The organism is Pseudomonas sp. FFPRI_1, from assembly GCF_055384485.1.
Genome location: NZ_AP029168.1, coordinates 1,871,069 through 1,897,244, shown reverse-complemented (window position 1 = coordinate 1,897,244; position 26,176 = coordinate 1,871,069). Strand labels below are relative to the sequence as shown.

Genomic DNA, 26,176 nt, shown 5'->3' with positions numbered 1-26,176 from the left:
ATCGCTCGTTGTCGGCTTCTAGCCACCCCCCTGCAACGGAAAGCGCCCGGCCCCGCTGCGAGCGAGGAATTTTTCCTGAGCCATGGGCCGGGCCAGGTAATAGCCCTGGGCTTCGTCGCAGCCAAAGGCCCGCAGCATCTGCAGGCATTTGAAACTCTCGATGCCCTCGGCCACGGTGCGATAGCCCAGCTCCCTGGCCAGGGCGATGACCGAGCGGGTGATCTTCTGGTGCTGGGCGCTGCTCTCGAGGTCGGTGACCATGGATTTGTCGAGCTTCACCACATTGGCTGGAATCTGGTGCAGGTAGGCGAAGTTGCTGTAGCCGGTGCCGAAATCATCGATGGCCACGTCCATGCCCAACGCCCGGATCTTGCTCAACTGATCCAGCACCCGGGGGTTGGAGCGCAGCCAGGCGCCTTCGGTGATTTCCACCTCGAGGCGCTGGGGGGCAATGCCGTGACGCCGGCAGGCATCCCTGAGCACATCAGCGATGTCCTGGTCCTCGAAATCCTGGGGCGAGAGGTTGATCGACAGGCGCTGCACATTGCCAGAGTCCCAGGTGTGCAACTTGTGCAGCACTGCGTTGATCACCCAGTGGGTCACCCGGTGAATCAGGGCATTGCGCTCCATGACTGGAATGAACTCCGCCGGGGAAATCGGCCCCAGCCACGGATGGTCCCAGCGGATCAGGGCCTCGGCGCTGACCTGGGCGCCGTCGGGCAAGGCGAAGCGCGGCTGGAACATCAGGTAGACCTGCCCGCTGTCGAGGGCTTCGCTGATGTCCGAAGCCAGGTTGAAGGCACGCCGATAGGCCTGGTCCCGCACCACGTCATAGGGCGCCCAGGTACTGCGATTCAGGGTCGCCAGTTCCAGGGCGAACATGGCCTTGCGCAGCACGTCCGGCACCGCGTCGCGGTCCGTGGAAAACTCCACCGTCCCCGCGCAGACCCCGGGGATCATCGGCAGCTCGAGCCCCGGCGGCTGGCGCCGCAATCGCCGCACCAGGCCCTCGAGAAAACGCTCGATCCCGGGGCCGACCGGCAGCAGGAAACCGAAGCGCTTGACCGTGACGTGATACACCCGCACATGCCGTCCCAGGTAGGTCAGCAGTTGCTGGGCGAGAAAACGCACAATGATTTCGAACGGCGCCATGCCCATCGCCAGGGTCAGCTCATGGGCCACGGTCATGTCCACCGCATCCACCAGCACCAGCACGCGGCTTTCTCCGGGATGCTGTTCCGCCAGGTCGTACAGGTCGCTCTGGAATTGTTCACGGTTGGGCAAGCCACTGACCGGGTCGCGACGGGTGAGGCGCTGGCGCTGCTCTATCTGCTCCATCACCAGCGAGGCCAGGTCACGCAAATGCTGGCGCTCGGCGGCGTTCAGGCATTGCGGCTGCTTGTCGATCACACACAGGCTGCCGATGGCGTGGCCGGTGGAGGTGATCAGCGGTGCGCCGGCATAGAAGCCGATCCCCGGCTCCTCGGTGACCAGCGGGTTGGCGTGGAAACGCACATCCTGGCGGGCATCGCTTACCTCGAAGACCTCATCGGACTTGACCGTGTAGGCGCAAAAGGACTGATCGATGGGAGTCTGTTCGGCAACGAAGCCGACCCGCGACTTGAACCACTGTCGGTCGCGATCCACCAGGGTGATCAGCGCCGTGGGCACCTTGAAGTATTCCGCGGCCAGACGGCAGATACGATCAAAGCGTTCGCACCGGGCCGTGTCCAGCAACTCCAATGCATACAGGGCAGCCAGGCGCTGCTCTTCGGCCAACGCCTTATCGGGCATACCGCGCCTCGGACAGGATCAACACAATCATCAGAAAACCTATCTCAACATCGCAGAGGGAAAACGCCACTGGGGAAATGGGTCGAGTCCAAAATAGTGGCATTACGACATCCGTCGACAGCATGACGCAGAGACTAGTGCTTGCCAATTCCATCCGTCGGACGAACGGTCGACGGCAAGGTCGGGAAGGGCCCGTTGAAACAACTGATCTAGAGCGTTGGACATCGAACACCAAGAGGCCTGGGAGCGGGCCTGCGCCCGGTTCATCTCGCGCAAACGGGTGGGATACCCACGTCAACCAGGGCAGCACTCAGGGCCCCCTGGCCAACAATCTGGCCAGCCTCGGACAGGGGTTGCTGGCCTACGCCGAAGCCATGGGCGAACACTGGCAGGACAGCCTCGTGGTGGTGGTTTCGGAGTTCGGACGGACCTTTCGCGAGAATGGTGCCAAGGGCACCGATCACGGCCATGGCACGGTGTACTGGGTGCTGGGTGGCGGGGTTCGCGGCGGGCGGATCGCCGGGGAACAGGTGGCTGTCAACGCCCAGAGCCTGCTGCAAAATCGCGACTATCCGGTGCTCAACAACTACCGAGATCTGCTCGGAGGCCTGCTGGGCCATGCCTGGGGGCTTTCCAGCGCTCAATTGCAGAGCGTATTCCCCGGCGCCCGGCCTGTAACCCTGGGACTGGTCTGAAAGGCCTGCCGAGAATCACCCGACAAAAAAGAGCGATCCTTGGGATCGCTCTGCTGGTCACAACCGAATGGACCGGATCGGACTTCAACGTCGGGTACGAATCCGGTGAGCCACTTTTGCCCCCTTGTCAGCGCCCAGCTCCTGCTTGGCGTGCAGACGTTTTAACAGCTCGGGACTGTCGGGTTGCTGAACCTGCAATCAACAATCCAGGATCACGGGCCACGCTGAAGCCGTCACCGCTCACGGCGCTGACATGCATGAGCGACAGACAACGCCAGGGTGATCATCGGCTAACACAAGGCCTCTACGAGCCTCGACAGCCCGGTCGCCCTCTGGCGTGAAGCTCAAACGCGCTCGGCTCTTTGGTACTCGTCCCATGGCGACAACAACGCCAACCTTCTAGGGTCCTTCTCACATTCTCCATACGGCGCGGCCCGGACATTGCAACCCGGGCCCCAAGTCCCTTGCGCCCAGTCCAGGCTCGGGGGTGTTATGGTGGTCGGCTGCCCTGCGTGCCAGGGCTCATTGAAGGAGAGATACGCCAAACGCCTGGTCGTGAAACGTGAGGAGGTCACTGAATAGATATGTGTAACGCCAAAGATATTTATACCGCGGGTTGGATTCTGGTGGTCATGTGCGGACTGGTGTCCCTGGTGATCCAGGTCTACCTGGGCTATTTCAGGATCGACGACATGGTCAAGCACCTGGCTCGCTGCCGCGTCATCTCGATTCGCATGCCCCTGCTGGGCAAGGATCCTCTCAGCCGCCTGTTCATGCTGGTGTGCATCGGCGGCCTGTTCGCCATGCCCCACCTGTTTCTGCGCAACGGTGGCATGGACGTGCGCGACTACAAGAACTTCCCCCTGGGCTTGAAGTGGCTGATCAACCTGTTCCAGCTGTCGGCCCTGGCGGCCGGCATCGCCTTCCTGGTGCTGTGGTGGGTCAGCCGCCACCTCTGAGCCAATGGCTGAAACCACAGGGGCGCCGATCAAGGCGCCCCTGTCCTGGCCAATGCAAGCGCCGGCCAGCACTCAGACCGCAGCGCGGCGCTGAAGAAAATCTTCACGGGTCATGTCGAAGAAGCGGCAAGGCAAGCCTTCGAAATCGGCATCGTGACTGAAACGAAAACCGATCTTGCGCGCCACCGCCAAGGAGGCGCCATTATCGACATGGGCATCGGCAACTATCCGTTCCACCCCCGGATCGGCAAACGCATGCTCGACGATCCGTCGCGCCGCCTCCGAGGCAAATCCTCGCCCCCAGGCCTGCCGCACCAGGCGCCAACCCATCTCCAGTTCGGGGCCAACGGCATCGAAGGGAATGAACGACACCCAGCCCAGCAATTCATCCGGAGCGTCCTTGGCGAAGATCGCCCAGTAACCGCAACGCTCACCAAAATCCTCAGTCATGCGCGAGTGCAAAAAATCCCGGTGCCAGGTCCCGCCGTCCCAGGTTCCCGGGATGAAACGGTTGACTTCAGGGTCCTGGTCCATGCTCAGGCAGGCCTGGAAATGTTCCAGGGTGCGTGGACGCAACAACAGGTTGGAGGTTTCAAAATGCAGGTTCATCCCTGATCTCCTGGTGGTGGGTCGCCCATCAGAACGCAACACAAAATAAAAGCAAAGCATCCAGCGCAAGATTCTGCAGCCGGTCCAACTCCCCAGGGCCGATGAGGCAAGGGCCGGCCCCCGATGCAGATTCACACATACACTTTTCGACACGATTGTTCAGAAGTATCTGATTGAATGATATGAATTCGCAGATGAGAATCGCTTCCAAATAAAACGGAGGCTTTATCCCAATGTCCAGTCCTGCCCGCCCACAACCATGGAAGTTGTGGTCCACCTCCCTCGGTCTCATGGCCCTCAGCGAAGCCAGCCTGGGAGCCACGCTTGAAGAGACCCAGCGTCAATCCAACGCCGAAGCGCTGAACCTCGGCACCACCCACGTCCAGGGCGAGCACAAGCCCGGCTACAAGCGCGAGACATCGGACTCGGTGAAGTTCACCGCGCCGCTGCGCGAGACACCCAAGTCGGTGACCATCATCACCGAATCGCTGATGCAGGAACGCGCAGTCTCGACCCTGGCCGACGCCCTGCGGACCACGCCGGGCATCACCTTCGGTGCCGGCGAAGGCGGCACGCCGCTGGGTGACCGTCCGTTCATCCGTGGTTTCGAGGCCAGCACCGACATCATGATCGACGGCATCCGCGACGTCGGCCGCATGACCCACGAAGCCTTCAACGTCGAACAGATCGAGATCGTCAAAGGCCCGGGCTCGGCCTATTCGGGACGGGGCTCGACCGGCGGCAGCATCAACCTGATCAGCAAGGTGCCCCAGCAGGAAACCTTCGCGGCCGGCAGCCTGAGCCTGGGGACCGACCAACTGCGCCGCACCACCATTGACCTCAACCAGTACCTGCCCGAGCAGAACATGGCCCTGCGCCTGAACGCCATGAAGCATGAGGCCGATACCCCCGGGCGCGACGACGTCGAAGTCAGTCGCTGGGGCCTGGCGCCGAGTTTTTCCTTCGGCCTGAACACCGATACCCGCGGTACCCTCAGCTACTACCACATGCAAAGCGACGACATTCCCGACCAGGGGCACCCGGTCTCGGAAATCACCGGCAAACCGGTCAAGGTCGACCGCGACAACTTCTACGGTTTTGCCAAGCGTGACTTCCGCAAGACCTCGGCTGATCTTGCGACCCTGCAACTGGAGCACGACTTCAGTGAACACCTGACCCTGCGCAACACCACGCGCCAGGGTCGCAGCATGCAGGACTACATCATGAGCCGGCCGACGCTTGGCTCCGCGCAGAACGAACTCACGGGTGTCGTACTGCGTGGCCCGGCCCGTGGGCGCAACGTGGTCAACACCTCGACCATCAACCAGACCGATATCTTCGGCAAGTTCGACACCGGCTCCATCGGCCACAGCTACAGCGCCGGGGTCGAGTTCTCCCGCGAACGGATCGATGTCAAGAATCGCTACTCACCCAAAGGCAGTGACCCGGGCAGCCTGGAAAACCCCAACCCAAAGGATCCCTACGCGCCTGTGGCACGGGGTAATGGCAACCACAGCGTCACCAAGCACAACAACCGTGCTCTCTACGTCATGGACACCCTGGCCCTGCACGAGCAATGGGACCTGAACCTGGGGGCACGCTTTGACAACTATCACGTGCGCGACAATACACAGAGCAACCGCAGCAACATCTGGACCTACCAGAGCGGCATCGTCTTCAAGCCCCTGCCCTACGGCAGCATCTACCTGTCCTACGGCACCTCGTTCAACCCTTCGGGGGAAACCGCCGGGCAATCGGGCGGAGCTGACGGCGCCGCAGGTGGACGGCTGAGCAACCTGGACCCGGAAAAGAGCCGCAGCATCGAGCTGGGCACCAAGTGGGACCTGCTCAACGAACGCCTGGCCCTGACCGCCGCGGTGTTCAAGACCGAGAAGACCAACGCCCGGACCTACGACCCGATCAGCAATGAGGTCACCCTGGACGGCGACGTTGAGGTGAAAGGTTTCGAAGTGGGCGCCACCGGCCACCTCACCGACCAGTGGGAAGTGATGGCCGGCTACACCTACCTGGATGCCAAGACGGTCAAGTACGCCTCCGGCAAAGACACCAACTACGATGGCAACCGTGCCAAGTTCATCGCCCCCAACAGCGGCTCGGTGTGGACCACCTACGCGCTCACCGACCGCTGGAAGATCGGCGGCGGCGCCAACTATGTGGACAAGCGCTACACCAACGATGAAAACACCAAGAGCCTCGATTCCTACTGGCGCTACGACGCCATGGTCGCCTATCGGGTGAACAAGAACCTGGACCTGCAGCTCAACGTGCTCAACCTCACCGACGAGACCTACTACGACGCCTCCCACGTCGGGATGTTTGCCACCGTCGCCCCGGGACGTTCCGCGGAGCTGGCGGCCAACGTTCGCTTCTGATGCTTTCACCGGCAAGCCGGCTCCTACCCCATCCGTAGGAGCCGGCTTGCCGGCGAACAGGCCCTAGAGCAGCCCGCGAATTTCTTCCAGCAATGCTCGGGGAATCTGCACCCCGTGCTCCAGGCTCCGGGCCCTGGCTTCAAAACGCCGCTGGGACGGCAACCGCGCCCCTTGCCGGGCAATCCCCGCGAACAATCCTTCCGCCCGCTCCAGCCCCGCCTGATAGTCCGCCCCCAAAAACACCTTGGGATCAAAAGCCAGCACCAGCTCGCCGTGACAGGGCGTGGCGCCTACCCCCTCGTCGAACGCCATGGACTCGGCACTGGTCAGATCGCCGATCAGGGCCCCGGCCAGCAGTTCGATCATCGCCGCCAGGGCCGAGCCCTTGTGCCCGCCAAAGGTCTGCATGGCCCCCTCCAGCGCGGCCTTGGCGTCGGTGGTCGGCTGTCCCTCGGCATCGATGGCCCAGTGGCTGGGAATGGGTTTGCCCTGGCGGGCATGCAGCTCGATATCACCACGGGCAATGGCGCTGGTGGCGAAATCAAAGACAAAGGGATTGCCCCCCGGGCGTGGCCAGGCGAAGGCCAGGGGGTTGGTGCCGAACACCGGGTGACGGCCACCGGCCGGGGCCACCCAACTGTGGCTGGGGTTCATCGCCAGGCCCACCAGCCCGGCGGCGGCAATCGCCTCGACCTCGGGCCACAGGGCGGAAAAATGAAAGCAGCGCTTGATCACCATGGCGGCGATGCCCTGGCTGCGGGCCTTTTCGGCCAGCAGCGGCAAACCGTTATGAAAGCCCAGCAGGGAATAGCCGTAATGGGCATCCACCTCCAGCACCCCCGGGGAGATATGGCGCAGGCTGGGCTCGGCCCGAGGGTCGATCTTGCCTTCGCGCACCGAACGTACGCAGCCCAGCAGGCGATACACGCCATGGGAGTGGCATTCGTCACGCTGCCCCTGGGTGATGACCTCGGCGATTGCCCGGCTGTGGGCCTCGGACAGCCCGTGCCGGGTCAGTACCTGGAAGGACAGGGCCTGGACTTCGTCCAGTGACAGGGTGATGGAGTCAGACATGGTGGAACCTCTATGGCAGGTGGGTGAACGCTCCTGTGGGAGAGTTTTCGGAGGGAAAAAGCGCCTGCCGTGCCAGCCAGAACACGGCACCAGCAGGCCATCGCAGAGGGCATACCGGCGCCTGGCGCAAGCACTCGCGCCGACCGGCATCGCCCTCTCGACGAGGCACGCTCAGCCGCCCGGCTGCTGGCCATTGATCGACTGCGGCACCCGCAGCGGATTGCGCTCGTGCAGCTCCAGGGGCAGCAGTGCCTCGGGCAGGTCCTGGTAAGACACCGGACGCAGAAAGCGCTGGATCGCCAGGCTGCCCACCGAGGTGCTGCGGCTGTCGGAGGTCGCGGGGAACGGGCCGCCATGGACCATGGCATGGGCCACCTCGACGCCGGTGCCAAAGCCATTGACCAACAAGCGCCCGGCCTTCTGCTCCAGAAGCGGCAGCAACGCCCGGGCCTGGGGGTGGTCGCCGTCATCCAGGTGCAAGGCAATGGTCAGTTGGCCCTCCAGGCCCAGCAGCACCTGCTGCAAACTTGCAGGGTTCGCGCAACGAACGATCAGCGAAGCGGGGCCAAAGACCTCCTCACGCAGCTCCGGCGAGCCCAAGAAGGCTTCGGCCGAGGTGGCGAACAAGGCCGCACAGGCCTGGTTGCCCTGCCCCGCCAGCCCTCGGGCCAGGGTCTGCACCTGGGCATGCTCGGCAAGCGCGGCAACGCCCTGGCAGTAGCTGTGGTGAATGCCCGGCGTGAGCATGGTCTGCGCCGACACCTGGCCCAGGGCCGAGGCGGCGGCCGCTTCAAAGCGCTGCAGAGCCGGCCCTTCCACCGCCAGGAGCAACCCCGGATTGGTGCAGAACTGGCCGGCCCCCTGGGTCAGGGAAGTGACGAACGCCGCGGCGATCGACTCCGCCCGCACCTCCAGCGCATGGGGCAGTAACAGCACGGGGTTGATCGAACTCATCTCGGCGTACACCGGGATCGGTTCCGCGCGAGCAGCGGCGATCTGCATCAGCGCGACCCCGCCAGTGCGCGATCCGGTGAAGCCCACGGCCTTGATTCGCGGGTCGGCCACCAGTCCCTGGCCGATACTGCGGGCGCTGTCGAACAGCAGTGAAAACACCCCCTCCGGCAACCCGTGGCTTTGCGCGGCGGCCACGATCGCCTGCCCCACCAGCTCCGAGGTGCCGGGGTGCGCTGAATGAGCCTTGACGATCACCGGGCACCCCGCCGCCAGGGCCGAGGCGGTGTCGCCGCCGGCCACGGAAAACGCCAGGGGGAAGTTCGAGGCGCCAAACACCGCCACCGGCCCCAGGCCAATCTGGCGCAGGCGCAGGTCGACCCTGGGCAGAGGCTCGCGCGCCGGTTGCGCAGGATCAATCCGCACCCCGAGAAAACCACCCTCGCGGACCACCGCCGCAAACAATCGCAACTGGCCGACGGTACGCCCGCGCTCGCCCTCCAGGCGGGCCCGGGGCAAGCCGGTCTCCAGTTGGCAGCGCTCGATCAGTGCCTCACCGAGGGCCAGGATATTGCTCGCGATACTTTCCAGAAACGCCGCTCGCAGCGCCAGCGTGCTCTGGCGATAGGGCTCGAACGCGGCCTGCGCCAGGGCGCAGGCACGGGCAAGATCCGCCTCGCTGGCACCGCCGAACAGCGGTGGCAGCTCCTCGCCGCTGGCAGCCGCCAGCGCCTGGAACGACCCCCGTTGCCCCAAGGTGGCGCTGTGGCCGATCAACATCTGTCCAGTAACAGCCATGGATAACCTCGTCTGCTTGAAAGTGGCCGGATTCATTCCGGCTCATCGCCGTCTAGTACCAGCTTGGCGCTCGGTACTCCGGTGTTGGCGCCCCAGTAGTAGATGCACAGGGCCATGAGGGTGACGGTCAGGGTGTCGTAGGGGTGTGCCAGGGTGCCGATGCCGCCGAAGCTGCCCAGGTAGGAAATGAGGATGGTCAGGGCGTAGAAAGCAATCAGCCACAGCGACGAATGCACCTGCTCCCCCAGGCTCAGGTGCTCGGTGGGCACCAGGCGCCGACACAGCAGGTAGATCACGAACATCAGGATCTGCAGCCCCAGCAGCCAGGACACCGTGCCCCAACCGGACCAGTAGACGATCAGCGCAGCGATCACGAAGGACACCGGTCCCAGCACGGCAAAGCCCCGCACCCGAAACGGTCGCGCCAGTTGGGGTGCGCTCTTGCGCAAGGCCGCAACGCTGACCGGGGCTATCGCGTAGCTCAGCACCAGGGCTGCCGAAACCACATTGATCAGCGCCTCCCAGGACGGGAACGGCAGGGTCCAGAACACCGACAGGCCGAACGTCAGCCACAGCGCCGGACGTGGAATGCCGGACTGCTCGTCGATGCGGGTGAAGACCTTGAAGAAGGTCCCGGTGCGGGCCCAGCCATAGATCACCCGCGGCGTGGCGTTCATGTAGATGTTGCCGCAGCCGCTGGGGGAGATCACTGCGTCGGCCACCACCAGGTAGGCCAGCCAGCCGACCCCGAGGGTCAGGGCGATGTCGCGGTAAGGCAGGGAAAATTCCTTGCTGATGCCGCTCCAGCCGTTGGCCAGCATCTCTGTGGGAATACTGCCCAGGAACGCCAGTTGCAACAGGCCGTAGATCAGGGTCGAGAGCAGCACCGAGAGGATCAGGGCGATGGGAATGGTGCGCTGCGGGTTGCGCACTTCACTGGCCACGGAAATGATCGGCGTCAGCCCCAGGTAGGCAAAGATGATGCCCCCGGCCGAGACCGCCATCTCGATCCCCGACAACCCGAACGGGGCAAAGCCCTGGACGTGGAAGTTGTCCGGCTTGAAGAAGGTGAACAGCACCCCGATCACCAGCAGCGGCACGATGAACTTGAACAGGCTGATGAAGTTGTTGGATTTGGCGAAGGTCTTGACGCTGTAGTAGTTGAGCCAGAAAAACAGGCACAGCAGCGCGAACTGCAACAGCCAGCCGATGATCGTCGGATTGCTCGAACCTTCATGGGTCAGCAGCGGAAACCAGGCCGCAGCGTATTGCCGGGCCGCCACCACCTCAATCGCCACCAGGCTGGAAAAGGCGATCAGGGTGATGAACCCCATCAGGTAGCCCAGCAATGGCCCGTGGGAGAACACCGGGTAGCGCACCACGCCACCGGCTCTGGGCAGCGCCGCTCCCAGTTCGCAATAGACAATGCCCAGCAGCAGCACGGCAAAACCGCCCAGCAGCCAGGAGAAGATGCCCGCCGGCCCGGCAATCGCCGAGACGTGGCTGGCAGCGAACAGCCAGCCGGAACCGAAGATCGCACCCAGACCGATGAAGGTCAGGTCCACCAGAGAGAGTTGTTGCTTGAATTTGCCTTTGCCTGACATGGGGCTGCGCCTTTTTTGGGGTTATTGGTATAGGCAGATCTAATGTCACGTCGGCGAGAGCGTCCGACGCTTGCAGCACCGTACCGGGTCGCTGCGCTGCGGTTTCCCGCCAATGGGCGCCCATTGCCCTGGGCACCCGGCATCACCTCAGGGGCCGGTGTGGGGCAAACTCGGACCAGTGGCCAATACCGAGGCAGGGCGCCTGGGCGGCGCCCACAGCATGTGGGTGATCTGCGGGCCGATGGCGAAATCGGCGTTGAACCGGGTGTTCACCGCAGCAAACACAGCGCGCCATGGAATGGCTTTGCAACTCATGGTCTGGTCCTTATTGGAAGTCGGCCGGGCCGACACAGGGTGGAAGCCAAAACCAGAGTCGCTTTTTATCCCCGGCGCAGCTTGAGGCTTTTCCCTCCCGATACAGACGAAATCGGCACACTCGCCGCTGTTTCCTGTGGCGGGAAAACCAGCTGAACAGCCATGGACGCCAGGCTTTCTTGGGGAAATGGGGAGGTGGATTTTGCCTAACGCCTGAAGCGCCTGCGATTCCCGCGGCGCCTGTATTCGCTGGAGTTCCTGGGCCGGGCTGAAGCTCTGCACTGTGCTGATTTCGTCACCCGCGACAACGAAAACCCACAAGCACCAGCGCCGCCGCCAAGGCCACTCTGTAGCTCCCTCTGCGCAGGTGCTGCCATGAAAAAAATAACCGTGATCGACTCCCACACTGGCGGTGAGCCCACCCGCCTGGTCATCGACGGCTTCCCCGACCTGGGCCAGGGTTCCATGGCCGAGCGCCTGCAATGGCTAAGCCGCCAGCACGACCACTGGCGCCGCGCTTGCGTCCTCGAACCCCGGGGCAGCGATGTACTGGTGGGAGCACTGCTCTGCGAACCCCAGGCCAGCGACGCCTGTGCCGGGGTGATCTTCTTCAACAACAGCGGCTACCTGGGCATGTGCGGCCACGGCACCATCGGCCTGGTGCGCTCGCTGTACCACCTAGGGCGCATCGACTGCGGCACGCACCGCATCGAGACCCCGGTAGGCACGGTGGAGGCCACCCTGCACGACGACCTGTCAGTGAGCGTGCGCAACGTTCCCGCCTACCGCTACCGCGCCCAGGTAGCCCTGCAAGTGCCCGGCCATGGCACGGTGCATGGCGATATCGCCTGGGGCGGCAACTGGTTCTTCCTGATCAGCGATCACCGCCAGCGCCTCGCCCCGGACAATGTCGAAGCCCTGACCCAGTACACCTGGAGCGTGCGTGAGGCCCTGGAAGCTGCCGGCATCACCGGTGCCGAAGGCGGAGTCATCGACCATATCGAGCTGTTTGCCGACGATCCCCACGCCGACAGCCGCAACTTCGTTCTCTGCCCCGGCAAGGCCTACGACCGCTCGCCCTGCGGCACCGGCACCAGCGCCAAACTGGCCTGCCTGGCGGCAGACGGCAAGCTCGCCCCGGGCCAGGTCTGGCGTCAGGCCAGTGTCATCGGCAGCCAATTCAGCGCCCACTACGAACTGGCTGGCGAACAGGTCATTCCCACCTTGCGCGGTAGTGCCTACATCAGCGCCGAAGCCACCCTGCTACTGGATCACAGCGACCCGTTCGCCTGGGGCATCGGCTCGTGAGCCCACGGGTCAAGCGCACGCGGGCTGTCACCGAGCTCTTCGCGGCGCCGGCATCGAGCCGGCTGACGGCGCCACGGTCCGCGGCCCCAGGGCAGGCCCCAAGGCATTGACGAACCACCGACGCCGGGCTGGCAAACCAACCCGGCGAAGTGCAACCATCACCGCTGCAACCCTAGGCTTTATCGACACCGACTCATCCCAAGCCCCCAGAACAAGAGGCGACCATGATCGATAGCGCACAACTTCACCAGTTGCCCCGGGCCATCGCCGCCCACTCCCCCCGGGACCTCAACAGCCTGTTGGCCAACATGGCCCCGATCACCCCGCTGCTGGACTGCATTCCCAGCGCCGTGTTCTTCATCAAGGACCTGCAGGCGCGCTACCTGGTCGCCAACCTGACCCTGGCCCAGCGCTGCGGTTTCAAGAGCATCCGGCCACTGCTGGGCAAGACTTCCGCGGAAGTCTTTCCGGCGGTGCTCGGCCCGGTCTATACCGAGCAGGACCAGCGCGTGCTGCACCAGGGCATCACCATCAAGGGACAACTGGAACTGCACCTGTACGGCAGCCGTGAAGCCGGCTGGTGCCTGACCCACAAACTGCCCCTGTACGGACGTGACGGGCAGATCATCGGCATGGCCGGAATCTCCCTGGACCTGCAAGCGGCGCGCGACACCCACCCGGCCTATGAGCGCCTGGCCGCAGTGGACCGGCACATCCGCGAACACTACAGCGAAGCCATCCGCCTGGAAGACCTGACCCGCATCGCCCGCCTGTCGATTGCCCAGCTGGAGCGCTACTGCAAGCGCATCTTCCACCTGACGCCACGGCAGATGATTCACAAGGCTCGCCTGGAGCATGCTTCGCGACTGCTGCTCACCGACGAGCCGATCACCGAGGTCGCCCTGCAATGCGGCTACACCGACCACAGTGCCTTCAGCCGGCAGTTCAAGGCCTTGACCGGGCTCAGCCCGCGACAGTTCCGGCAGAACGCCACGCGTTAGGCTGGGCTCATTCCTGGCAGAATGTGCGGTAATCGAACAGCGGAGTGAAACCGGCCTTGCGGTAGATCGACAGGCCATCGAGGGACGCTTCGAGCACACAGAGTTGCGCGCCCTGGGCCTGGGCGAACCTGAGCACCGAATGAATCAGCGCGGTGGCGCAACCACGCCCCTGGTACGCCTTCAACGTGCCGATGTCATCCAGACGAGCGACCCCGGGCCCCAGGGACAGCGTCAACGCGCTCACCGGACGCTGCTCCAGGTACAGGGTGAAATGGCGCAACGCCCTGCCGGCCTGCAGTGCCGCCCGATGCCGGGCCAGGTATTGCTCGATCCCCGACTCGCCCGACTCGAACGCGCTGTCCACCGGCAGCCCCCAATCCTCCAGATGGGCATCGGTGCAACGGATATCCGCCCACTCGGCGGGCGTCTCCCGAGCGACATAGGCGGCCAGGTCCAGGACCATGCAGGTGGTCTTGTCCGCCGGCTGCAGGTGCTGCTGTTGCAACGGCTCGCTGAGCCGTTGCACCTGCGCTTCGGGCACCACCACACAAAACGGCATGCCGGTGCGCTGCAGGAAGGCCACCCCTGCGGCCAGTTGCTCAGTTCCGTCCGTTTCCTGGTGGTTCATCATCAACAGGTTCAGGCTGCTGGCCTCGACCCCGGTGCAATAGGCGCTCAAGCCGTTGCCAAAACGGCGATAGAACTGGGAAATGGAAACGAAGAAATAGTCTTCCGCCTGGTGATACAGGTCGATGACCGAAGCCCGGACCGGATCCGTCATGTGCTGCCTCCTTGAGCCACGCGACGCCCCACGCGGCGCCTGATCCGGGCCACGTTAAGCCCACAGCCCCAGGGGCTCCAGCACAATCGTGTTTTATTCTGCGAAGGAATGTTTTCAGGTGTAAGCACCGACAAAAAAACAATTCCGCCGAGCCGCCGTTGTCTGACCTTCAGATCCCCCCAACAAGGAACACGGCCATGAAGTTCTCGAAAATCTCGCAAGCGCTGTCGATGTGGGCCGGTAGCCCGAAAACCTTCCTGGGGGCCCTGCTGTTGATCCTGATCTGGGGGCTGAGTGGCCCGGTCTTTCATTTCAACGATACCTGGCAGCTGATCATCAACACCTCCACCACCATCATCACCTTCCTCATGGTGTTCCTGATCCAGAACACCCAGAACCGCGACAACGACATCCTCCACCTGAAGATCGACGAGCTGCTGCGGGCCACCAAGGAGGCCCACAACGCCATGCTCAGCCTGGACGGGCTGGACCTCAAGCAACTGGAAAAGCTGCGGGGCGAATACCGCGAAATCGGCAAAGGCCACAATAGCGACCTTGCCGGATCGACACCGGACGATCAGCAGAAAACCGACTTCAGCCAGTGCTGAGCAAGCGGCCTATCCATCCAGGCGATCGGAACGACCACCGGCCTGCAGGGCCTTGGCCATCTGCAGGTGGTTTTCCAGCTTGGGCAGGGTCTCCTCGGCGAACGCCTTGAGCTCCGGCACTTCGCTGGTTTCAGCCTGCTGGCGGATCTGCTGGATGGCCGCCTCGGTGGCCTTGACCTGACTGGCGGCATAGGCGCGGTCAAAATCCTCGCCTTCGGCCACCTTCGGCATCAGCCGCTTGGCCTGGTCCATGACCTGCTCCCGAGGCGCCACTGGCAAGTCCAGTTGCTTGGCGATCTTCGCCAGGTGCTGGTTGGCAGTGGTGCGGTCGTTGATCACCTGGATGGTGTATTCCTTCACCGCCTTGGACGAGGTCTGCTGGTGCGCCTGGCGGCTGGCCTCGATATCGGCCATGCCCTGGGCCGAGGCGTCGTCGATAAAGGCCGCGGGAGACTGGGCCAGGGCGCTGGTAGCACAAAGCCCCAGCAGCAGAGCGAGGCCGGCGCGGCGCATGACAGTGGCCATGGGGTTCATGGTGGGGTTCTCCTGTTGCAGATAAATTCACCGGGAGCCGAAGCCCCCCGTCTGCATAGGGAAAAGCCTGCGCCGCAAAGGTTTAGAAAAACCTTCCCCGAACGACGAACGGCCGCAGGCAACAGGCCCGAAAACCTCCTCCGACAAGGGCCCCTCAGCGCCCCTGGTACCGCGACAGCTCAAGCGTTGGTGCGGCTTTTGTGCTCGCGCTTGGCGGCGTACATCGCCTCGTCGGCATGCTTGAACAGTTGCTGCTCCTCCACGCCATGTTCGGGGTACAGGCCGATGCCGATGCTCGGCAGCGTGCACAGGGAGTGGCCATCCAGGCGCAGCGGCTCGCTCAGTGTGCGACGGATTTTCTCTGCCACCCGCTGGGCGTCCTCACAGTGCTGCACGTTCTCCAGGAGGATCACGAATTCGTCACCACCGATGCGCGCCACGGTATCGCTCTCCCGCACGCAGCTCTTGAGGCGGTTGGCCACGGCCTGCAACAGCATGTCGCCCACCGCGTGCCCGCAGGAGTCATTGACCTCCTTGAACTTGTCCAGGTCGACATACAGCAGGGCCATGCGCCCGGACTCGCGGCGGGCCCGGGCCAGGGCCGACTTCAGGCGCTCACGCAGCAGCTCGCGGTTGGGCAGATGGGTCAGCTGGTCGTATTCGGCCATGTAGTGCAAGCGCGCGTGCAACTGCTTGCGCTCGATCGCGGTGGCCAGTTGCGCGCTGACGTACTGCAGCAGTTCCTGGTCCTGCTCGCTGTACCCCGGCGCCCCCGGTGCGCTCTTGACCATCAGCACGCCGATGGTGCCCTTCTGCGAATTCAACGGCACCCCAAGCCAGCAGCGTGGTCCCTGGATCGCCGCGAACTCGCGCCAGATGGCCTGGTTCAGCGGGCATTCCGGGGCCAGCAGCAGGGGCTGGCCCCTACGCTGGACCTCGTCGCAGAAGCGCTCGATCAAGGTCCCCGGCAGTTCCGGGCTGCCCTCGCAGTCATCGACGTGATAGGGAAAGCTCAGGCTGGCGGCCCGCTCGTCATACAGGGCCAGGGAAAAATTCAGCGCCGGCAGCCATTCGCCGATGATCCGATGCACATGCCTGAACAGGACCAGCAGGTCTTCGGTGGCATGGGCCGCCTCGGAAATCGCGTACAGCGCCGCCTGCCGGGATTCCGCCTGCTTGCGCTCGGTGATGTCCCGGGCCACGGCGATGCGCAGTTGGTCCACTTCCGACCAGCGCGCCGACCAGAGAATGTGCGCCACCCGCCCGTCCTTGCGCAGGTAGCGGTTCTCGAAGTTTGGCTTGGGCACGCCGCCCATGATTTCCCGGGCGGCCTGCAGGGTGCGCTCGCGGTCGGCCGGGTGCACCAGCTCGATCATTGGACGGCCGATCAGTTCATCGGCGGTGTAGCCGAAGACCCGCTCGCAGGCGGCGCTGACAAACACGAAGCGACCGTCGATATCCACCGCGCAGACGGCATCCAGGAGCAGGTCGATGAAACTGGCCAGAGGTGCGGAGTTGTTGGTTGCCATCAGAGAAAGCTACTGCCCATGAAGAATGCACTGAGTACCCATCCCTTGCCCCCGGTCGGCGCGTGTCACCCGCCGACTGCACACCGTCGCAACCCGCGAGGCGTGTTACTCCTTGCTGCCGATCAAGCCGGGCACCGAATGCCACAGGGCGTTGAGCGCAAAACCGATGAACATCACCCCGCATACCCGGGTGATCGCCAGCTCGTGACGCTGGTACCAGCCGCGCACCTGACGGGCGCCGACGATGCCGATGAGAATAGCGTATGCACCGAGGCCGCCGAGGAAACTCAAGGCGATCAGCCCGGGGAGCATCGACCAGCTGAGCAGCTCGGCACGGCTGGACAGCAACGCAGTGAACGTTGCCACCGCCACCGGATAGGCCTTGGGGTTGGTCAGGCCGAAGAGGATCCCGTGCCAGAACGGGTTGCGCGCCGGCCCCTGGGGCGCATCGCCGCTGCTGCGACGGCTGCGAATCGCCCGCAGGCCCAGCCAGAACAGGTACAGGCCACTGAGCAGGCCGAGGATGTTGAAGGCTTCGCTGCCGATGACTCGGGCGCCGACAATCGCGATCAGCGCCGTGCTGCACCAGACCACATCCCCCAGCAGGTGCCCGCAGAGGAAGCCGGCACCGGCCTGCCGGCCACGGGCTGCGCCAATGCCGAATACCGCCAGCACCCCGGGCCCGGGGGTGATCGCATAAATGAAACCCGAGGCGATAACGGCCAGCAACAGCGATGAGGTCATCAGGCAACTCCAGAACGATGCGCCGCACGGGGGCGTCAGGCGCAGGGGGAATGAGCGGATTCTGCACGATCCGCCCCGCTGTCCACCAGCCACTTTCGTCCGCGCAAAGTACTCGCCTGCCGGCTCAATCGTCCGTATGGAAGCGCATTCCCGGGTAGGGTTGCTGGCGACAGGCCAGCAAACGCGAGGCCAAGTCGCCGACATGGGCTTCAAGTTGATGCCCGTCGGGGTCGAGAAAATAAAACGACGCGCCCTCGCTGCGGTTGTCCCGCCACTCCTTGACCCCTGCTCCACGCAGGCGCTGGACGAAGGGGAGGAAATCCACGGCCTTCAGGCTGAAGGCGTAGTGGGTGTAATCGGCGGCGTCCCGGCTGGCGCGTTGCGCGTCCAGCGACAGGCACAGCCACAGCCCCGGCAGCGACAGGTAGGCGCCACTGTCCCAAGTGGCCTCAAGGCGCAACTGCAACAGTGAGTGGTAGAACCCCAGGCTGCGAGGCAGATCGCTGACTGCCAGGGTCAGGTGATTGAGCCCCTTGAGCATGGATCACACTCCTTTCAAGGTTTTCGGCAAAGGGTAGCGCTGGCCGTGGTAGTGCAAGGTGGCACGGCTGTGCTTGGGCAGCAGGTCGCGACGCTGGCAACCGGCCGGCCCCTTGCAATGTCGTGCTCACACTCGGCCAGCGCCGTCGTCGCCACATCCAGCAAGGCGCACTGCAACCGCCCACGGGTCGATTGCTCAAGCAGGTTGATCAAGCTTCCTTATCGATCGCCGGTATCAGATGCCACTGAAGCCATTGGGCAAAACGTAGCGTTGGCCATCGTAATGCAGGGTGCTGACCACCGGTTTGGCGGTCTCACGGGTGGACTGGCACTCTTCCCCGACTTTTTTGCTCTGGGTACTGACGCTGACCGAACGCACGATCAGGTCGGCAAAGCCGTGGCTACGGGTCTTGGCGATATCCAGGGTGCGCGTGGTTTCAGTGCCCTCGCCGGCGCACTGGCCATCCCATTCGCCGTTGTAGGAACGGGCCACGAACTTCTCCAGCACCGGGCGCAGGGTGCTGCCCTCGCGCACGTAGAGGCTGAGCCAGGTCTGATTGAAGGGGTTGACGCGGGAAGAACCCTCGAACGCGGCCCGGACACCGAACGCTCGAACCTGAGGCGTCAGTTGGAAGCGCCCGGTATCGAGCTTCAGGCTCTCCAGGCGAAAGGCGTCGGAGACAAAGGCCGCGGGCTGTGCATAGCTGGCCAGGGCCTGCCCGCTGCTGCGGTCCAGCACTGTCAGTTGCAGGTTGTAGGTGCCGTCATCGCTGCCGGTGTCGCTGGGGTCCGGGACTTTTTCGGACAGCAGGTTGATGCTCTGCTCGGCAAAGGCCGGCCAGTCCTTGCACAGGGAAAAGCCCGGGACTTCGGCATTGCGTGGCGGCGGCAGGCACTGGGCGGCGGCGGATGAGGCTCCGGCCAGCAGGGCCAGGCTGCCCAGAAGTGGGATCAGGGAAGAGCAACGGATCATTCACGACTCCTTGTGACAGACGGATAGAGCGCCATTTCAGATCGCACTATCCTCTGCAGCGCGAGCGCTTTCAACGCTGGGAGCACGCGCTCGGGGGTGGCCTTACCTGGTGACAACGCCAGCCCTGGCCCATGGCCGGGGCCGGCGAGGGCACCGAGAATGCGCATTGAATGGCTGCCTGGCGCCCTGAACAACCTGGACGCACAGGCGCGCCATAACGCTTCGTCAGCCACCCGCCCCTTGGCTTAGAACGCGTTGCGAAAAATCTCCTCGATCTGCCGCTGCTCCGCCGGACGCGGATTGGTCAGGCCACAGGCATCTTTCAGGGCGTTGGCCGCCAGCACGGGAATGTCCTGCAACTTGGCGCCCAATTCACGCAAACCGGCGGGAATGTCCACATCACGAGCCAGGGTGCGGATCGCCGCGATTGCCGCCTGGGCACCCTCTTCCGGACTGAAGCCGCGAATGTCCGCGCCCATGGCATGGGCCACATCGGTCAGGCGTTCGGCACAGACACTGGCGTTGAAACTCTGCACATGGGGCAGCAGCACCGCGTTGCACACCCCATGGGGCAGGTCATAGAAACCGCCCAGCTGGTGGGCCATGGCATGCACAAAACCCAGGGATGCGTTGTTGAAGGCCATGCCGGCGAGGAACTGCGCATAGGCCATGTTCTCCCGCGCCAGCAGGTCGCTGCCATCGTGCACGGCCTGGCGCAGGTTGTGGCTGATCATGGTGATGGCTTTCAGCGCGCAGGCATCGGTGATCGGATTGGCGGCGGTGGAAACGTAGGCCTCCACTGCGTGGGTCAGGGCATCCATGCCGGTGGCGGCAGTCAGGCCCTTGGGCATCGCCACCATCAGCGCCGGGTCGTTGACCGACAGCAACGGCGTGACGTTGCGGTCGACGATGGCCATTTTCACGTGGCGCGATTCGTCGGTGATGATGCAGAAACGGGTCATCTCGCTGGCGGTGCCGGCGGTGGTGTTGATGGCGATCAGTGGCAGTTGCGGCTTGCTCGACTGGTCGACACCTTCGTAGTCGCGGATCTGCCCGCCGTTGGTGGCGCACAGGGCGATGCCCTTGGCGCAGTCATGGGGCGAACCGCCGCCCAGGGAGATCACGAAATCGCACTTGGCTTCTTGCAACTGCGCCAGCCCCTGTTCGACGTTGGCGATGCTCGGGTTGGGCTTGGCGCCATCGAAGATCACCGAGTCGATGTCCTGCATGGCCAGCTTCTCGGCAATCATGCTGGCAACCCCAGCCTTGGCCAGGCCGACGTCGGTGACGATCAACGCCTTGCGAAAGCCATAGTTGCGAATGGCACTCATGGCCTCGTCCAGGCAATCGATGCCCATGATGTTGACGGCTGGAATAAAGAAAGTGCTGCTCATGAGGAAATCTCCAGGCGAATGCCCGATGTGGATATCGATTCAGGCTTTGCCCGACAGGATCGACCGATCGGTCACGGGCGTTGTTGATCTGGCTCAAGGGTCCGTCGTGATAAAGTCGGCGCCCTGAATACCTTCTGCCTTGAGACCGATGACCGCGATGATGGATTTCCAGGAATTTGACGCCGAACTTGAAGACTGGAACGCCCTGCGCGAAAGCACTCCGTTCAGTGGCCTGCTGATCGGCAACGGCGCCAGCCGCGCCGTGTGGGAAGACTTTGCCTACGACTCGCTGTTCGAAAACGCCCGCACCGTGGAAGAAAAACCCCTGGGGCAATCCGAACTCAGCGTGTTCGACGCCCTGCAGACCCGCAGCTTCGAACAGGTGCTAGGGGCCCTGAAGACCACCAGCCGGGTCAACAAGGCCCTGGCCGTCAGCTCGGCGGCGCCGCGCAACCGCTACTACGCGATCAAGGAAGCCCTGATCAATACCGTGCATGCCGTGCACATCCCCTGGCGCCTGGTGCAACCGGCCAGCCTGGCGGCGATCAACCAGGAGCTGCGCCGCTACCCCACGGTGTTCACCAGCAACTACGACCTGCTCAACTACTGGGCAGTGCAGCATCAGCCCGAAGGGCTCAGCGACCTGTTCCATGGCGCCGACCCGGCCTTCGAACTGGGCGCCGCCAGCAGCGGGCAGACGCGCATCCTCTACCTGCACGGCGGCCTGCACCTGGTGCGCAACCTGGACGGCAGTGCGCGCAAGCTGACCTCCACCGAAGGCACCCTGCTGGGCAGCTTTGCCATCAACAACACCCTCAAGACCCTGGACGACGTGCCGCTGTTCATCAACGAAGGGCCGCTGGCGGACAAGCTCAAGACCCTGCGCAGCTCGGACTATCTATCGTTCTGCTACCAGCAGTTGCAGGATCATCGCGGCGCCCTGTGCATCTTCGGCCACAACCTCGGCCCCCAGGATGAGCACCTGGTGCAGGCCATCCGCCAATCCGCCGCAGGCACCCTGGCGATCTCCATCTACCCGCGCAGCGCGGCCTTCATCCAGCACCAGAAGCGCCACTACAGCAAACTGTTCGAAGGCCTGGGGCTGACCCTGCGCTTCTTCGATGCCAGGAGCCACGCCCTGGGCAACCCGTCGCTGGCGGTGCCGGTGGAGCGCTGAGCCCCGGCCCTTCCAAGCGGCGACTGCAACGACAAACATCGTTGCGCCAGTCGCCTGCCGGACCTTCGGCGCGGCTCACCGTCAGCGGCTACAGGCTGGGCTGCGTGCCTAGCCGCCGGACTCATTCCTCGCTGCTGTGCACCACCACCAGCAGCTGCGCCTGCTCGTCCCCCAGGGACCGGATGCGATGGGGCTTCTGGGCGTTGAAGTGCAGCGCGTCGCCACGGTTGAGAATCACCCGCTCGTTCATGAAGTCCACCTCCACCTGGCCTTCATGGACAAACAGGAACTCCTCCCCCAGGTGCTCCTTGAAGGTCTTGTCGCTGAATTCCCGGGCCGGGTAGATGATGAACGGCAACAGGTTGCGCTCGCTGACCTGATGGGCCAGCACCGCGTAGCCCGGGGCCTGGCCGTCGGCCGCCAGCGACTGGCGCTCGTCATGGCGCACCAGGCTGTAGCTGTCGAGGCTGATGCTGTCCTCGGCGAACAATTCCTCGACCTTGACGTTCAGCGCCTTGGCCAGTTTCAGCGCCGCGGCAATCGACGGCGTGTTCAAGCCGCGCTCGACTTTCGACAGGTAGCTCTTGGTCATCCCGGATTTTTCGGCCAGGGCCTCCAGGGTCACGCCCAGTTTTTTTCTCAGTAATTTCAAACGGATAGACATGCGCAGCGATTAATCCATCAAGGAAACAACGATTGGTGCTTGCCAATGACACAAAGTGTCATATAGCCTCTTAAGTGTCATTAGCGCTCACCCAACAACCTTGCAAGCAGCGGGTGAGCTGCAGATCCGACGTCCATCGCACCTCAGTCAAAGGACCCCGATATGGCCAAGACATTAGCATTGCCCAAAGACCAACTGGTCAAGCAAGCCCTGACCCAGATGCAAAATACCCTGGCGGATAATACGTGGACCGACCGGCAAAAGCTGGCCCTCACCTGCCGCATTCTGTTCGAGAACGGTCATGACTCCGGCCTCGCCGGGCAGATCACCGCCCGCGGCCCGCAACCCGGCACCTACTACACCCAGCAACTGGGCCTGGGCTTCGATGAAATCAGCGCCAGCAACCTGCTGCTGGTCAACGAAGACCTGGAAGTCCTGGAAGGCCACGGCATGCCCAACCCGGCCAACCGCTTCCACAGCTGGGTGTACCGCGCTCGCCCGGACGTGAACTGCATCATCCACACTCACCCGACCCACGTCGCCGCCCTGTCGATGCTCGAAGTGCCGCTCGAGGTCTCGCACATGGACCTCTGCCCCCTGTACGAGGACTGCGCCTTCCTCGAGCCCTGGCCGGGGGTGCCGGTGGGCAACGAGGAGGGTGAAACCATCTCCGCCGCCCTGGGGGACAAGCGCGCGATCCTGCTTTCCCACCACGGCCAGCTGTCCACCGGCGCAAGCATCGAGGAAGCCTGCGTGATCGCTCAACTGATCGAGCGTGCGGCCAAGCTGCAACTGCTGGCCATGGCCGCCGGCACCATCAAGCCGATCCGCCCTGAACTGGGCCGTGAAGCCCACGACTGGATCTCCAAGCCCAAGCGCCACGGCGCCGCCTTCAACTACTACGCTCGGCAAAACCTGAAAAAACACGCCGACTGCCTGAACTGATCCACCCCCTTATGCCTTGCAGGAGTTGCACCATGTCCACATCCAAGATCCACGGCATCATCGGCTACACCGTCACCCCGTTCAGCGCCCAGGGCGAAGGCCTCGACCTGGACGCCCTCGGGCACTCCATCGACCGCATGATCGACGCCGGGGTGCACGCCATCGCCCCCCTGGGCAGCACCGGCGAAGGCGCCTACCTGAGCGACGCCGAGTGGGACCAGGTCGCTGAATTCAGCATCCGCCGGGTGGCCAAGCGCGTGCCGACCATCGTCAGCGTTTCCGACCTGACCACCGCCAAGGCCATCCGCCGTGCGCGTTTCGCTGAAGCCAAGGGCGCCGACGTGGTGATGGTGCTGCCGGCCTCCTACTGGAAGCTCAGCGAAGCCGAGATCCTCGCTCACTACCAGGCCATCGGCGCCAGCATCGGCGTGCCGATCATGCTCTACAACAACCCGGCCACTAGCGGCACCGACATGTCGGTGGAGCTGATCCTGAAGATCTTCCACGCCGTGGAAAACGTCACCCTGGTCAAGGAAAGCACCGGCGACATCCAGCGCATGCACAAGCTGCAACTGCTGGGCGAAGGCCAGGTGCCGTTCTACAACGGCTGCAACCCCCTGGCCCTGGAAGCCTTCGCTGCCGGTGCCAGCGGCTGGTGCACCGCGGCGGCGAACCTGATCCCGCAGCTCAATCTCGACCTTTATCAGGCCGTGCTGAGCAACGACCTGGATCGCGCCCGGGCGCTGTTCTACCGCCAGTTGCCGCTGCTGGACTTCATCCTCAAGGGCGGTTTGCCGGCCACGGTCAAGGCCGGGCTGGAACTGACCGGGCTGCCCACCGGCGAACCGCGCAAGCCGGTGTTCCCGCTGAACGAGGGCGGTCGCCAACAGTTGCAGACGCTGCTGCAGACCCTGGGTTGATTTCCTGAAAAAAAGCCCGGACGGCTGACGCCGTCCGGGCTTTGGCATGGGCCGCATTCAAGCGTGGCTCAGTGACTGTTCAGCGCCACCGGGGCCTGGGCCTTAAACTGCGGGTCCTGCAGCATCTGCGCAATGAAGTCGTCGGTGATGCGCCGCACATGCTGGTATTGGCCACCATCGGGGTTGGCCCAGCCGCGCCAGGAACGGGTCTGATTGCTGACCCGATACCTGGCCACTTCCTGGTCACCGCGGCTGACATGGAACAGCACCTGGCTGTCCCAAGTGGCCCGGCCCGGCACGATAAACAAGGTCATCGCACTGAGCAGCCCCATGGGAATGTTCTGCCAGCCAAAGTAATCACTGCTGGCCATCACGATCACGTTGTAGCCATCGGCACTGAACCCCGGCTGTACTTGCTCGAAGGTGCCGCGACGACGCAGTTCGTCACGGATCAGGCCGGCAGGGATGGCCCCCATCACACTGACGTTGATCGCCGGCAAGCGCTGCTGGTAATCCACCTCGGCCGGCTTGAGACTGTGGCTGGTCTGGCAACCGCCAAGCCCCAGCATCAGCACCATCAACAACCACAACTGATTGCGCATTACAGATCTCCCGACAGCATGGCCTTGAGCATCGACGCCTTGGGCCCCTGCTCCTCGACGATCAACGACGTGACCTGCTCCATCTTCTGCAGATCGACCCGTTGCAGGCTCGGCACCTGCGGGTATTTGGCGCGTACCAGGGCGGCGTCGCGCTCCAGGTGGTCGCTGTGCAGAAACACGCACTTGGCTCCCGACGCCGACAGGCAGCCGGCGCGGAAATCACCCAGGTAATAGGCCTTGCCGGCTTCCAGCTCCAAGGGGATGGAAAAGTCTTCGCGGCTCCAGGCGGTGGCGTTGCCGCGGTCGAAGTGCAGGTTGTAGATCTCGTAGCGCCCGGGTTTGAGCGGCATCACGAACAGGCTGCCGATGCCGTGCCAGGTCTCGCGCACATCCCGTGGCGTGCGGCCGTAGACCTGGTTGTACAAGCGCGCCGAGGCGAACCCGTCACCGCCCCGCGGGCGAATCAGCAGCATCTGTTCGTGGGCGGTGTGCACTGCCTTCGGCCAGATGCCGACCACCCCCACCACATAGGCCACTCCCGACTGCGAGTCGGGGCGCATGCTCTCGGCAACTTTCGTGGAAGGCAGGCTGTAGCAACCGCTCAACGCCAGCAGCGCGGCGAGTAATACGAGAGGGCGAATCATGAGGTCGCAGATCCCTTGGACAATGATCGATAGCGTCAACCCGCGCGCCAGGCCGGCCGAGCGCCCGGTGACGGGCGCGGAGGATAATGCAAACGATGGCATTTCGCCATAATTCAGTCGCCAATCGGCTGGCGGCCTCCCAGATCACAATACGCGTCCCTCGCTCGGCCTCCGGGGCGAACGCCTGGTGCTTGTGCAACACCCACTGCATGCACAAAGCCCGAACGCTGGTCCGGGCTTTGTGCTGTCGAGGGTGTGTCGAGCCGCGCCTAAACGGCAGTCAGGTCCTTGATGTTGTGGCTCGGGCCGTTGGCCTTGACGCTGGCGATGCCTTTCTCCCGAGCCGCGTCGGACGAGTAGGTTTCACTGCTGCCGATGATCTGGTGATTGGCCGCCTTGAGGTTGAAATAGGGTTTGCCATCCTTGGCGCTCTTGCGCTCGTAGCGCTCCTCCAGTGGGCTGTTGGCCTGCACCGAGGCGATGCCGTTCTCGGCTGCGGCGCGAGTGGTGTACAGCTCGCTGGTGAGAATGGTCTCGGCATTGGCTGCCTTGAGCACGAAACGAAACTGCTCGTTGCTGCTTTTCTTCAACTCATACCATCCGGACATCATGCTGCTCCT

General features: G+C 63.8%; 26 protein-coding genes. 9 read left to right on the top strand and 17 right to left on the bottom strand.

The window, feature by feature from the left end; translation table 11 throughout:
• Positions 1-18: 18 nt before the first annotated feature.
• Positions 19-1,794 carry a sensor domain-containing diguanylate cyclase gene (locus ACZ5BO_RS08590; protein WP_025127884.1) on the bottom strand — a complete coding sequence of 592 codons (1,776 nt, stop codon included), beginning with the start codon at positions 1,792-1,794 and terminating at the stop codon, positions 19-21.
• Between ACZ5BO_RS08590 and ACZ5BO_RS08585 the strand changes: the two genes are divergently transcribed.
• Both ACZ5BO_RS08585 and ACZ5BO_RS08580 read left to right on the top strand, forming a co-directional pair.
• Positions 1,743-2,489 carry a DUF1501 domain-containing protein gene (locus ACZ5BO_RS08585; protein ID WP_464699241.1) on the top strand — a complete coding sequence of 249 codons (747 nt, stop codon included), beginning with the start codon at positions 1,743-1,745 and terminating at the stop codon, positions 2,487-2,489. The two genes, ACZ5BO_RS08590 and ACZ5BO_RS08585, sit on opposite strands and share 52 nt — an antisense overlap.
• 584 nt (positions 2,490-3,073) lie before the next feature.
• Positions 3,074-3,448, top strand: coding sequence for a hypothetical protein (locus ACZ5BO_RS08580; protein WP_464699239.1), 375 nt, complete (start codon positions 3,074-3,076; stop codon positions 3,446-3,448).
• 72 nt (positions 3,449-3,520) lie between these two features.
• Here ACZ5BO_RS08580 and ACZ5BO_RS08575 read toward each other — a convergent pair whose 3' ends face one another.
• Positions 3,521-4,057 (bottom strand): GNAT family N-acetyltransferase, encoded by a 537-nt coding sequence (locus tag ACZ5BO_RS08575; protein ID WP_025127881.1) that lies wholly within the window; start codon positions 4,055-4,057, stop codon positions 3,521-3,523.
• A gap of 233 nt (positions 4,058-4,290) precedes the next feature.
• Between ACZ5BO_RS08575 and ACZ5BO_RS08570 the strand changes: the two genes are divergently transcribed.
• Positions 4,291-6,450: a TonB-dependent receptor gene (locus tag ACZ5BO_RS08570; protein ID WP_025127880.1), complete on the top strand. Its 2,160-nt coding sequence runs from the start codon at positions 4,291-4,293 to the stop codon at positions 6,448-6,450.
• Between the two features lie 63 nt (positions 6,451-6,513).
• Here the strand turns inward: ACZ5BO_RS08570 and ACZ5BO_RS08565 are convergent, their stop codons facing one another.
• The 4 genes from ACZ5BO_RS08565 to ACZ5BO_RS08550 all read right to left on the bottom strand — a co-directional run bounded on the left by ACZ5BO_RS08565 (position 6,514) and on the right by ACZ5BO_RS08550 (position 11,192).
• Positions 6,514-7,524 carry an Ldh family oxidoreductase gene (locus tag ACZ5BO_RS08565; RefSeq protein ID WP_464699237.1) on the bottom strand — a complete coding sequence of 337 codons (1,011 nt, stop codon included), beginning with the start codon at positions 7,522-7,524 and terminating at the stop codon, positions 6,514-6,516.
• A gap of 171 nt (positions 7,525-7,695) precedes the next feature.
• Positions 7,696-9,273: an aldehyde dehydrogenase (NADP(+)) gene (locus ACZ5BO_RS08560; protein ID WP_464699235.1), complete on the bottom strand. Its 1,578-nt coding sequence runs from the start codon at positions 9,271-9,273 to the stop codon at positions 7,696-7,698.
• Positions 9,274-9,305: 32 nt separating this feature from the next.
• Positions 9,306-10,877 (bottom strand): APC family permease, encoded by a 1,572-nt coding sequence (locus ACZ5BO_RS08555; protein WP_025127877.1) that lies wholly within the window; start codon positions 10,875-10,877, stop codon positions 9,306-9,308.
• A 147-nt stretch (positions 10,878-11,024) separates the two neighbouring features.
• Complete coding sequence (locus ACZ5BO_RS08550) at positions 11,025-11,192, bottom strand: hypothetical protein (RefSeq protein WP_464699233.1); 168 nt, start codon at positions 11,190-11,192, stop codon at positions 11,025-11,027.
• A gap of 375 nt (positions 11,193-11,567) precedes the next feature.
• Here ACZ5BO_RS08550 and ACZ5BO_RS08545 point away from each other — a divergent pair, with 375 nt between their 5' ends.
• A complete protein-coding gene (locus tag ACZ5BO_RS08545) occupies positions 11,568-12,500 on the top strand; it encodes a 4-hydroxyproline epimerase (protein ID WP_464699231.1) in 933 nt (310 codons plus the stop codon).
• A gap of 224 nt (positions 12,501-12,724) precedes the next feature.
• The gene (locus ACZ5BO_RS08540; RefSeq protein WP_025127875.1) at positions 12,725-13,501 is read left to right on the top strand and encodes an AraC family transcriptional regulator; all 777 of its coding nucleotides are present in this window, start codon (positions 12,725-12,727) and stop codon (positions 13,499-13,501) included.
• Between the two features lie 7 nt (positions 13,502-13,508).
• Here ACZ5BO_RS08540 and ACZ5BO_RS08535 read toward each other — a convergent pair whose 3' ends face one another.
• Positions 13,509-14,282 (bottom strand): GNAT family N-acetyltransferase, encoded by a 774-nt coding sequence (locus ACZ5BO_RS08535; protein ID WP_464699229.1) that lies wholly within the window; start codon positions 14,280-14,282, stop codon positions 13,509-13,511.
• 197 nt (positions 14,283-14,479) lie between these two features.
• Between ACZ5BO_RS08535 and ACZ5BO_RS08530 the strand changes: the two genes are divergently transcribed.
• The gene (locus ACZ5BO_RS08530; RefSeq protein ID WP_025127873.1) at positions 14,480-14,890 is read left to right on the top strand and encodes a low affinity iron permease family protein; all 411 of its coding nucleotides are present in this window, start codon (positions 14,480-14,482) and stop codon (positions 14,888-14,890) included.
• A gap of 9 nt (positions 14,891-14,899) precedes the next feature.
• Here the strand turns inward: ACZ5BO_RS08530 and ACZ5BO_RS08525 are convergent, their stop codons facing one another.
• The 6 genes from ACZ5BO_RS08525 to yiaY all read right to left on the bottom strand — a co-directional run bounded on the left by ACZ5BO_RS08525 (position 14,900) and on the right by yiaY (position 20,604).
• Positions 14,900-15,424 carry a DUF4142 domain-containing protein gene (locus ACZ5BO_RS08525; RefSeq protein ID WP_464699227.1) on the bottom strand — a complete coding sequence of 175 codons (525 nt, stop codon included), beginning with the start codon at positions 15,422-15,424 and terminating at the stop codon, positions 14,900-14,902.
• A 179-nt stretch (positions 15,425-15,603) separates the two neighbouring features.
• Positions 15,604-16,953 (bottom strand): sensor domain-containing protein, encoded by a 1,350-nt coding sequence (locus ACZ5BO_RS08520; RefSeq protein WP_464699225.1) that lies wholly within the window; start codon positions 16,951-16,953, stop codon positions 15,604-15,606.
• 105 nt (positions 16,954-17,058) lie between these two features.
• On the bottom strand, positions 17,059-17,697 hold the full coding sequence (locus ACZ5BO_RS08515) for a LysE family translocator (RefSeq protein WP_025127871.1): 639 nt from the start codon (positions 17,695-17,697) through the stop codon (positions 17,059-17,061).
• 124 nt (positions 17,698-17,821) lie between these two features.
• Positions 17,822-18,238, bottom strand: coding sequence for a fosfomycin resistance glutathione transferase (gene fos / locus ACZ5BO_RS08510; RefSeq protein WP_464699223.1), 417 nt, complete (start codon positions 18,236-18,238; stop codon positions 17,822-17,824).
• Positions 18,239-18,472: 234 nt separating this feature from the next.
• Positions 18,473-19,210: a PA3715 family protein gene (locus ACZ5BO_RS08505; RefSeq protein WP_464699221.1), complete on the bottom strand. Its 738-nt coding sequence runs from the start codon at positions 19,208-19,210 to the stop codon at positions 18,473-18,475.
• Positions 19,211-19,455: 245 nt separating this feature from the next.
• Entirely contained in the window at positions 19,456-20,604 is a 1,149-nt protein-coding gene (gene yiaY, locus ACZ5BO_RS08500) for an L-threonine dehydrogenase (protein ID WP_025127868.1), read from the bottom strand.
• Positions 20,605-20,761: 157 nt separating this feature from the next.
• Here yiaY and ACZ5BO_RS08495 point away from each other — a divergent pair, with 157 nt between their 5' ends.
• Positions 20,762-21,781, top strand: a complete 1,020-nt coding sequence (locus ACZ5BO_RS08495) for a DUF4917 family protein (RefSeq protein WP_025127867.1) — start codon at positions 20,762-20,764, stop codon at positions 21,779-21,781.
• Positions 21,782-21,902: 121 nt separating this feature from the next.
• On the opposite strand, the gene ACZ5BO_RS08490 is transcribed toward ACZ5BO_RS08495, so the two are convergent.
• Positions 21,903-22,445, bottom strand: coding sequence for a helix-turn-helix domain-containing protein (locus ACZ5BO_RS08490; protein ID WP_025127866.1), 543 nt, complete (start codon positions 22,443-22,445; stop codon positions 21,903-21,905).
• Between the two features lie 162 nt (positions 22,446-22,607).
• Here ACZ5BO_RS08490 and ACZ5BO_RS08485 point away from each other — a divergent pair, with 162 nt between their 5' ends.
• Both ACZ5BO_RS08485 and ACZ5BO_RS08480 read left to right on the top strand, forming a co-directional pair.
• Positions 22,608-23,390, top strand: a complete 783-nt coding sequence (locus ACZ5BO_RS08485; RefSeq protein ID WP_025127865.1) for an aldolase — start codon at positions 22,608-22,610, stop codon at positions 23,388-23,390.
• Between the two features lie 32 nt (positions 23,391-23,422).
• On the top strand, positions 23,423-24,310 hold the full coding sequence (locus ACZ5BO_RS08480; protein WP_025127864.1) for a dihydrodipicolinate synthase family protein: 888 nt from the start codon (positions 23,423-23,425) through the stop codon (positions 24,308-24,310).
• Positions 24,311-24,378: 68 nt separating this feature from the next.
• On the opposite strand, the gene ACZ5BO_RS08475 is transcribed toward ACZ5BO_RS08480, so the two are convergent.
• From ACZ5BO_RS08475 to ACZ5BO_RS08465, 3 genes are all read right to left on the bottom strand, one after another.
• Positions 24,379-24,912, bottom strand: a complete 534-nt coding sequence (locus tag ACZ5BO_RS08475; RefSeq protein WP_025127863.1) for a hypothetical protein — start codon at positions 24,910-24,912, stop codon at positions 24,379-24,381.
• The gene (locus ACZ5BO_RS08470) at positions 24,912-25,556 is read right to left on the bottom strand and encodes a hypothetical protein (protein WP_025127862.1); all 645 of its coding nucleotides are present in this window, start codon (positions 25,554-25,556) and stop codon (positions 24,912-24,914) included. The genes ACZ5BO_RS08475 and ACZ5BO_RS08470 overlap by 1 nt, the downstream gene beginning before the upstream one ends.
• Before the next feature lie 269 nt (positions 25,557-25,825).
• The gene (locus ACZ5BO_RS08465; protein ID WP_025127861.1) at positions 25,826-26,164 is read right to left on the bottom strand and encodes a YegP family protein; all 339 of its coding nucleotides are present in this window, start codon (positions 26,162-26,164) and stop codon (positions 25,826-25,828) included.
• Between the last annotated feature and the right edge of the window lie 12 nt (positions 26,165-26,176).

Excerpts from the sequence above, each read along its gene's own strand:
- ACZ5BO_RS08585 (WP_464699241.1), top strand. The coding sequence starts at position 1,743 with ATGCATACAGGGCAGCCAGGCGCTGCTCTTCGGCCAACGCCTTATCGG.
- ACZ5BO_RS08590 (WP_025127884.1), bottom strand. The coding sequence starts at position 1,794 with ATGCCCGATAAGGCGTTGGCCGAAGAGCAGCGCCTGGCTGCCCTGTAT.
- ACZ5BO_RS08580 (WP_464699239.1), top strand. The coding sequence starts at position 3,074 with ATGTGTAACGCCAAAGATATTTATACCGCGGGTTGGATTCTGGTGGTC.
- ACZ5BO_RS08575 (WP_025127881.1), bottom strand. The coding sequence starts at position 4,057 with ATGAACCTGCATTTTGAAACCTCCAACCTGTTGTTGCGTCCACGCACC.
- ACZ5BO_RS08570 (WP_025127880.1), top strand. The coding sequence starts at position 4,291 with ATGTCCAGTCCTGCCCGCCCACAACCATGGAAGTTGTGGTCCACCTCC.
- ACZ5BO_RS08565 (WP_464699237.1), bottom strand. The coding sequence starts at position 7,524 with ATGTCTGACTCCATCACCCTGTCACTGGACGAAGTCCAGGCCCTGTCC.
- ACZ5BO_RS08560 (WP_464699235.1), bottom strand. The coding sequence starts at position 9,273 with ATGGCTGTTACTGGACAGATGTTGATCGGCCACAGCGCCACCTTGGGG.
- ACZ5BO_RS08555 (WP_025127877.1), bottom strand. The coding sequence starts at position 10,877 with ATGTCAGGCAAAGGCAAATTCAAGCAACAACTCTCTCTGGTGGACCTG.
- ACZ5BO_RS08550 (WP_464699233.1), bottom strand. The coding sequence starts at position 11,192 with ATGAGTTGCAAAGCCATTCCATGGCGCGCTGTGTTTGCTGCGGTGAAC.
- ACZ5BO_RS08545 (WP_464699231.1), top strand. The coding sequence starts at position 11,568 with ATGAAAAAAATAACCGTGATCGACTCCCACACTGGCGGTGAGCCCACC.
- ACZ5BO_RS08540 (WP_025127875.1), top strand. The coding sequence starts at position 12,725 with ATGATCGATAGCGCACAACTTCACCAGTTGCCCCGGGCCATCGCCGCC.
- ACZ5BO_RS08535 (WP_464699229.1), bottom strand. The coding sequence starts at position 14,282 with ATGACGGATCCGGTCCGGGCTTCGGTCATCGACCTGTATCACCAGGCG.
- ACZ5BO_RS08530 (WP_025127873.1), top strand. The coding sequence starts at position 14,480 with ATGAAGTTCTCGAAAATCTCGCAAGCGCTGTCGATGTGGGCCGGTAGC.
- ACZ5BO_RS08525 (WP_464699227.1), bottom strand. The coding sequence starts at position 15,424 with ATGAACCCCATGGCCACTGTCATGCGCCGCGCCGGCCTCGCTCTGCTG.
- ACZ5BO_RS08520 (WP_464699225.1), bottom strand. The coding sequence starts at position 16,953 with ATGGCAACCAACAACTCCGCACCTCTGGCCAGTTTCATCGACCTGCTC.
- ACZ5BO_RS08515 (WP_025127871.1), bottom strand. The coding sequence starts at position 17,697 with ATGACCTCATCGCTGTTGCTGGCCGTTATCGCCTCGGGTTTCATTTAT.
- fos (WP_464699223.1), bottom strand. The coding sequence starts at position 18,238 with ATGCTCAAGGGGCTCAATCACCTGACCCTGGCAGTCAGCGATCTGCCT.
- ACZ5BO_RS08505 (WP_464699221.1), bottom strand. The coding sequence starts at position 19,210 with ATGATCCGTTGCTCTTCCCTGATCCCACTTCTGGGCAGCCTGGCCCTG.
- yiaY (WP_025127868.1), bottom strand. The coding sequence starts at position 20,604 with ATGAGCAGCACTTTCTTTATTCCAGCCGTCAACATCATGGGCATCGAT.
- ACZ5BO_RS08495 (WP_025127867.1), top strand. The coding sequence starts at position 20,762 with ATGATGGATTTCCAGGAATTTGACGCCGAACTTGAAGACTGGAACGCC.
- ACZ5BO_RS08490 (WP_025127866.1), bottom strand. The coding sequence starts at position 22,445 with ATGTCTATCCGTTTGAAATTACTGAGAAAAAAACTGGGCGTGACCCTG.
- ACZ5BO_RS08485 (WP_025127865.1), top strand. The coding sequence starts at position 22,608 with ATGGCCAAGACATTAGCATTGCCCAAAGACCAACTGGTCAAGCAAGCC.
- ACZ5BO_RS08480 (WP_025127864.1), top strand. The coding sequence starts at position 23,423 with ATGTCCACATCCAAGATCCACGGCATCATCGGCTACACCGTCACCCCG.
- ACZ5BO_RS08475 (WP_025127863.1), bottom strand. The coding sequence starts at position 24,912 with ATGCGCAATCAGTTGTGGTTGTTGATGGTGCTGATGCTGGGGCTTGGC.
- ACZ5BO_RS08470 (WP_025127862.1), bottom strand. The coding sequence starts at position 25,556 with ATGATTCGCCCTCTCGTATTACTCGCCGCGCTGCTGGCGTTGAGCGGT.
- ACZ5BO_RS08465 (WP_025127861.1), bottom strand. The coding sequence starts at position 26,164 with ATGTCCGGATGGTATGAGTTGAAGAAAAGCAGCAACGAGCAGTTTCGT.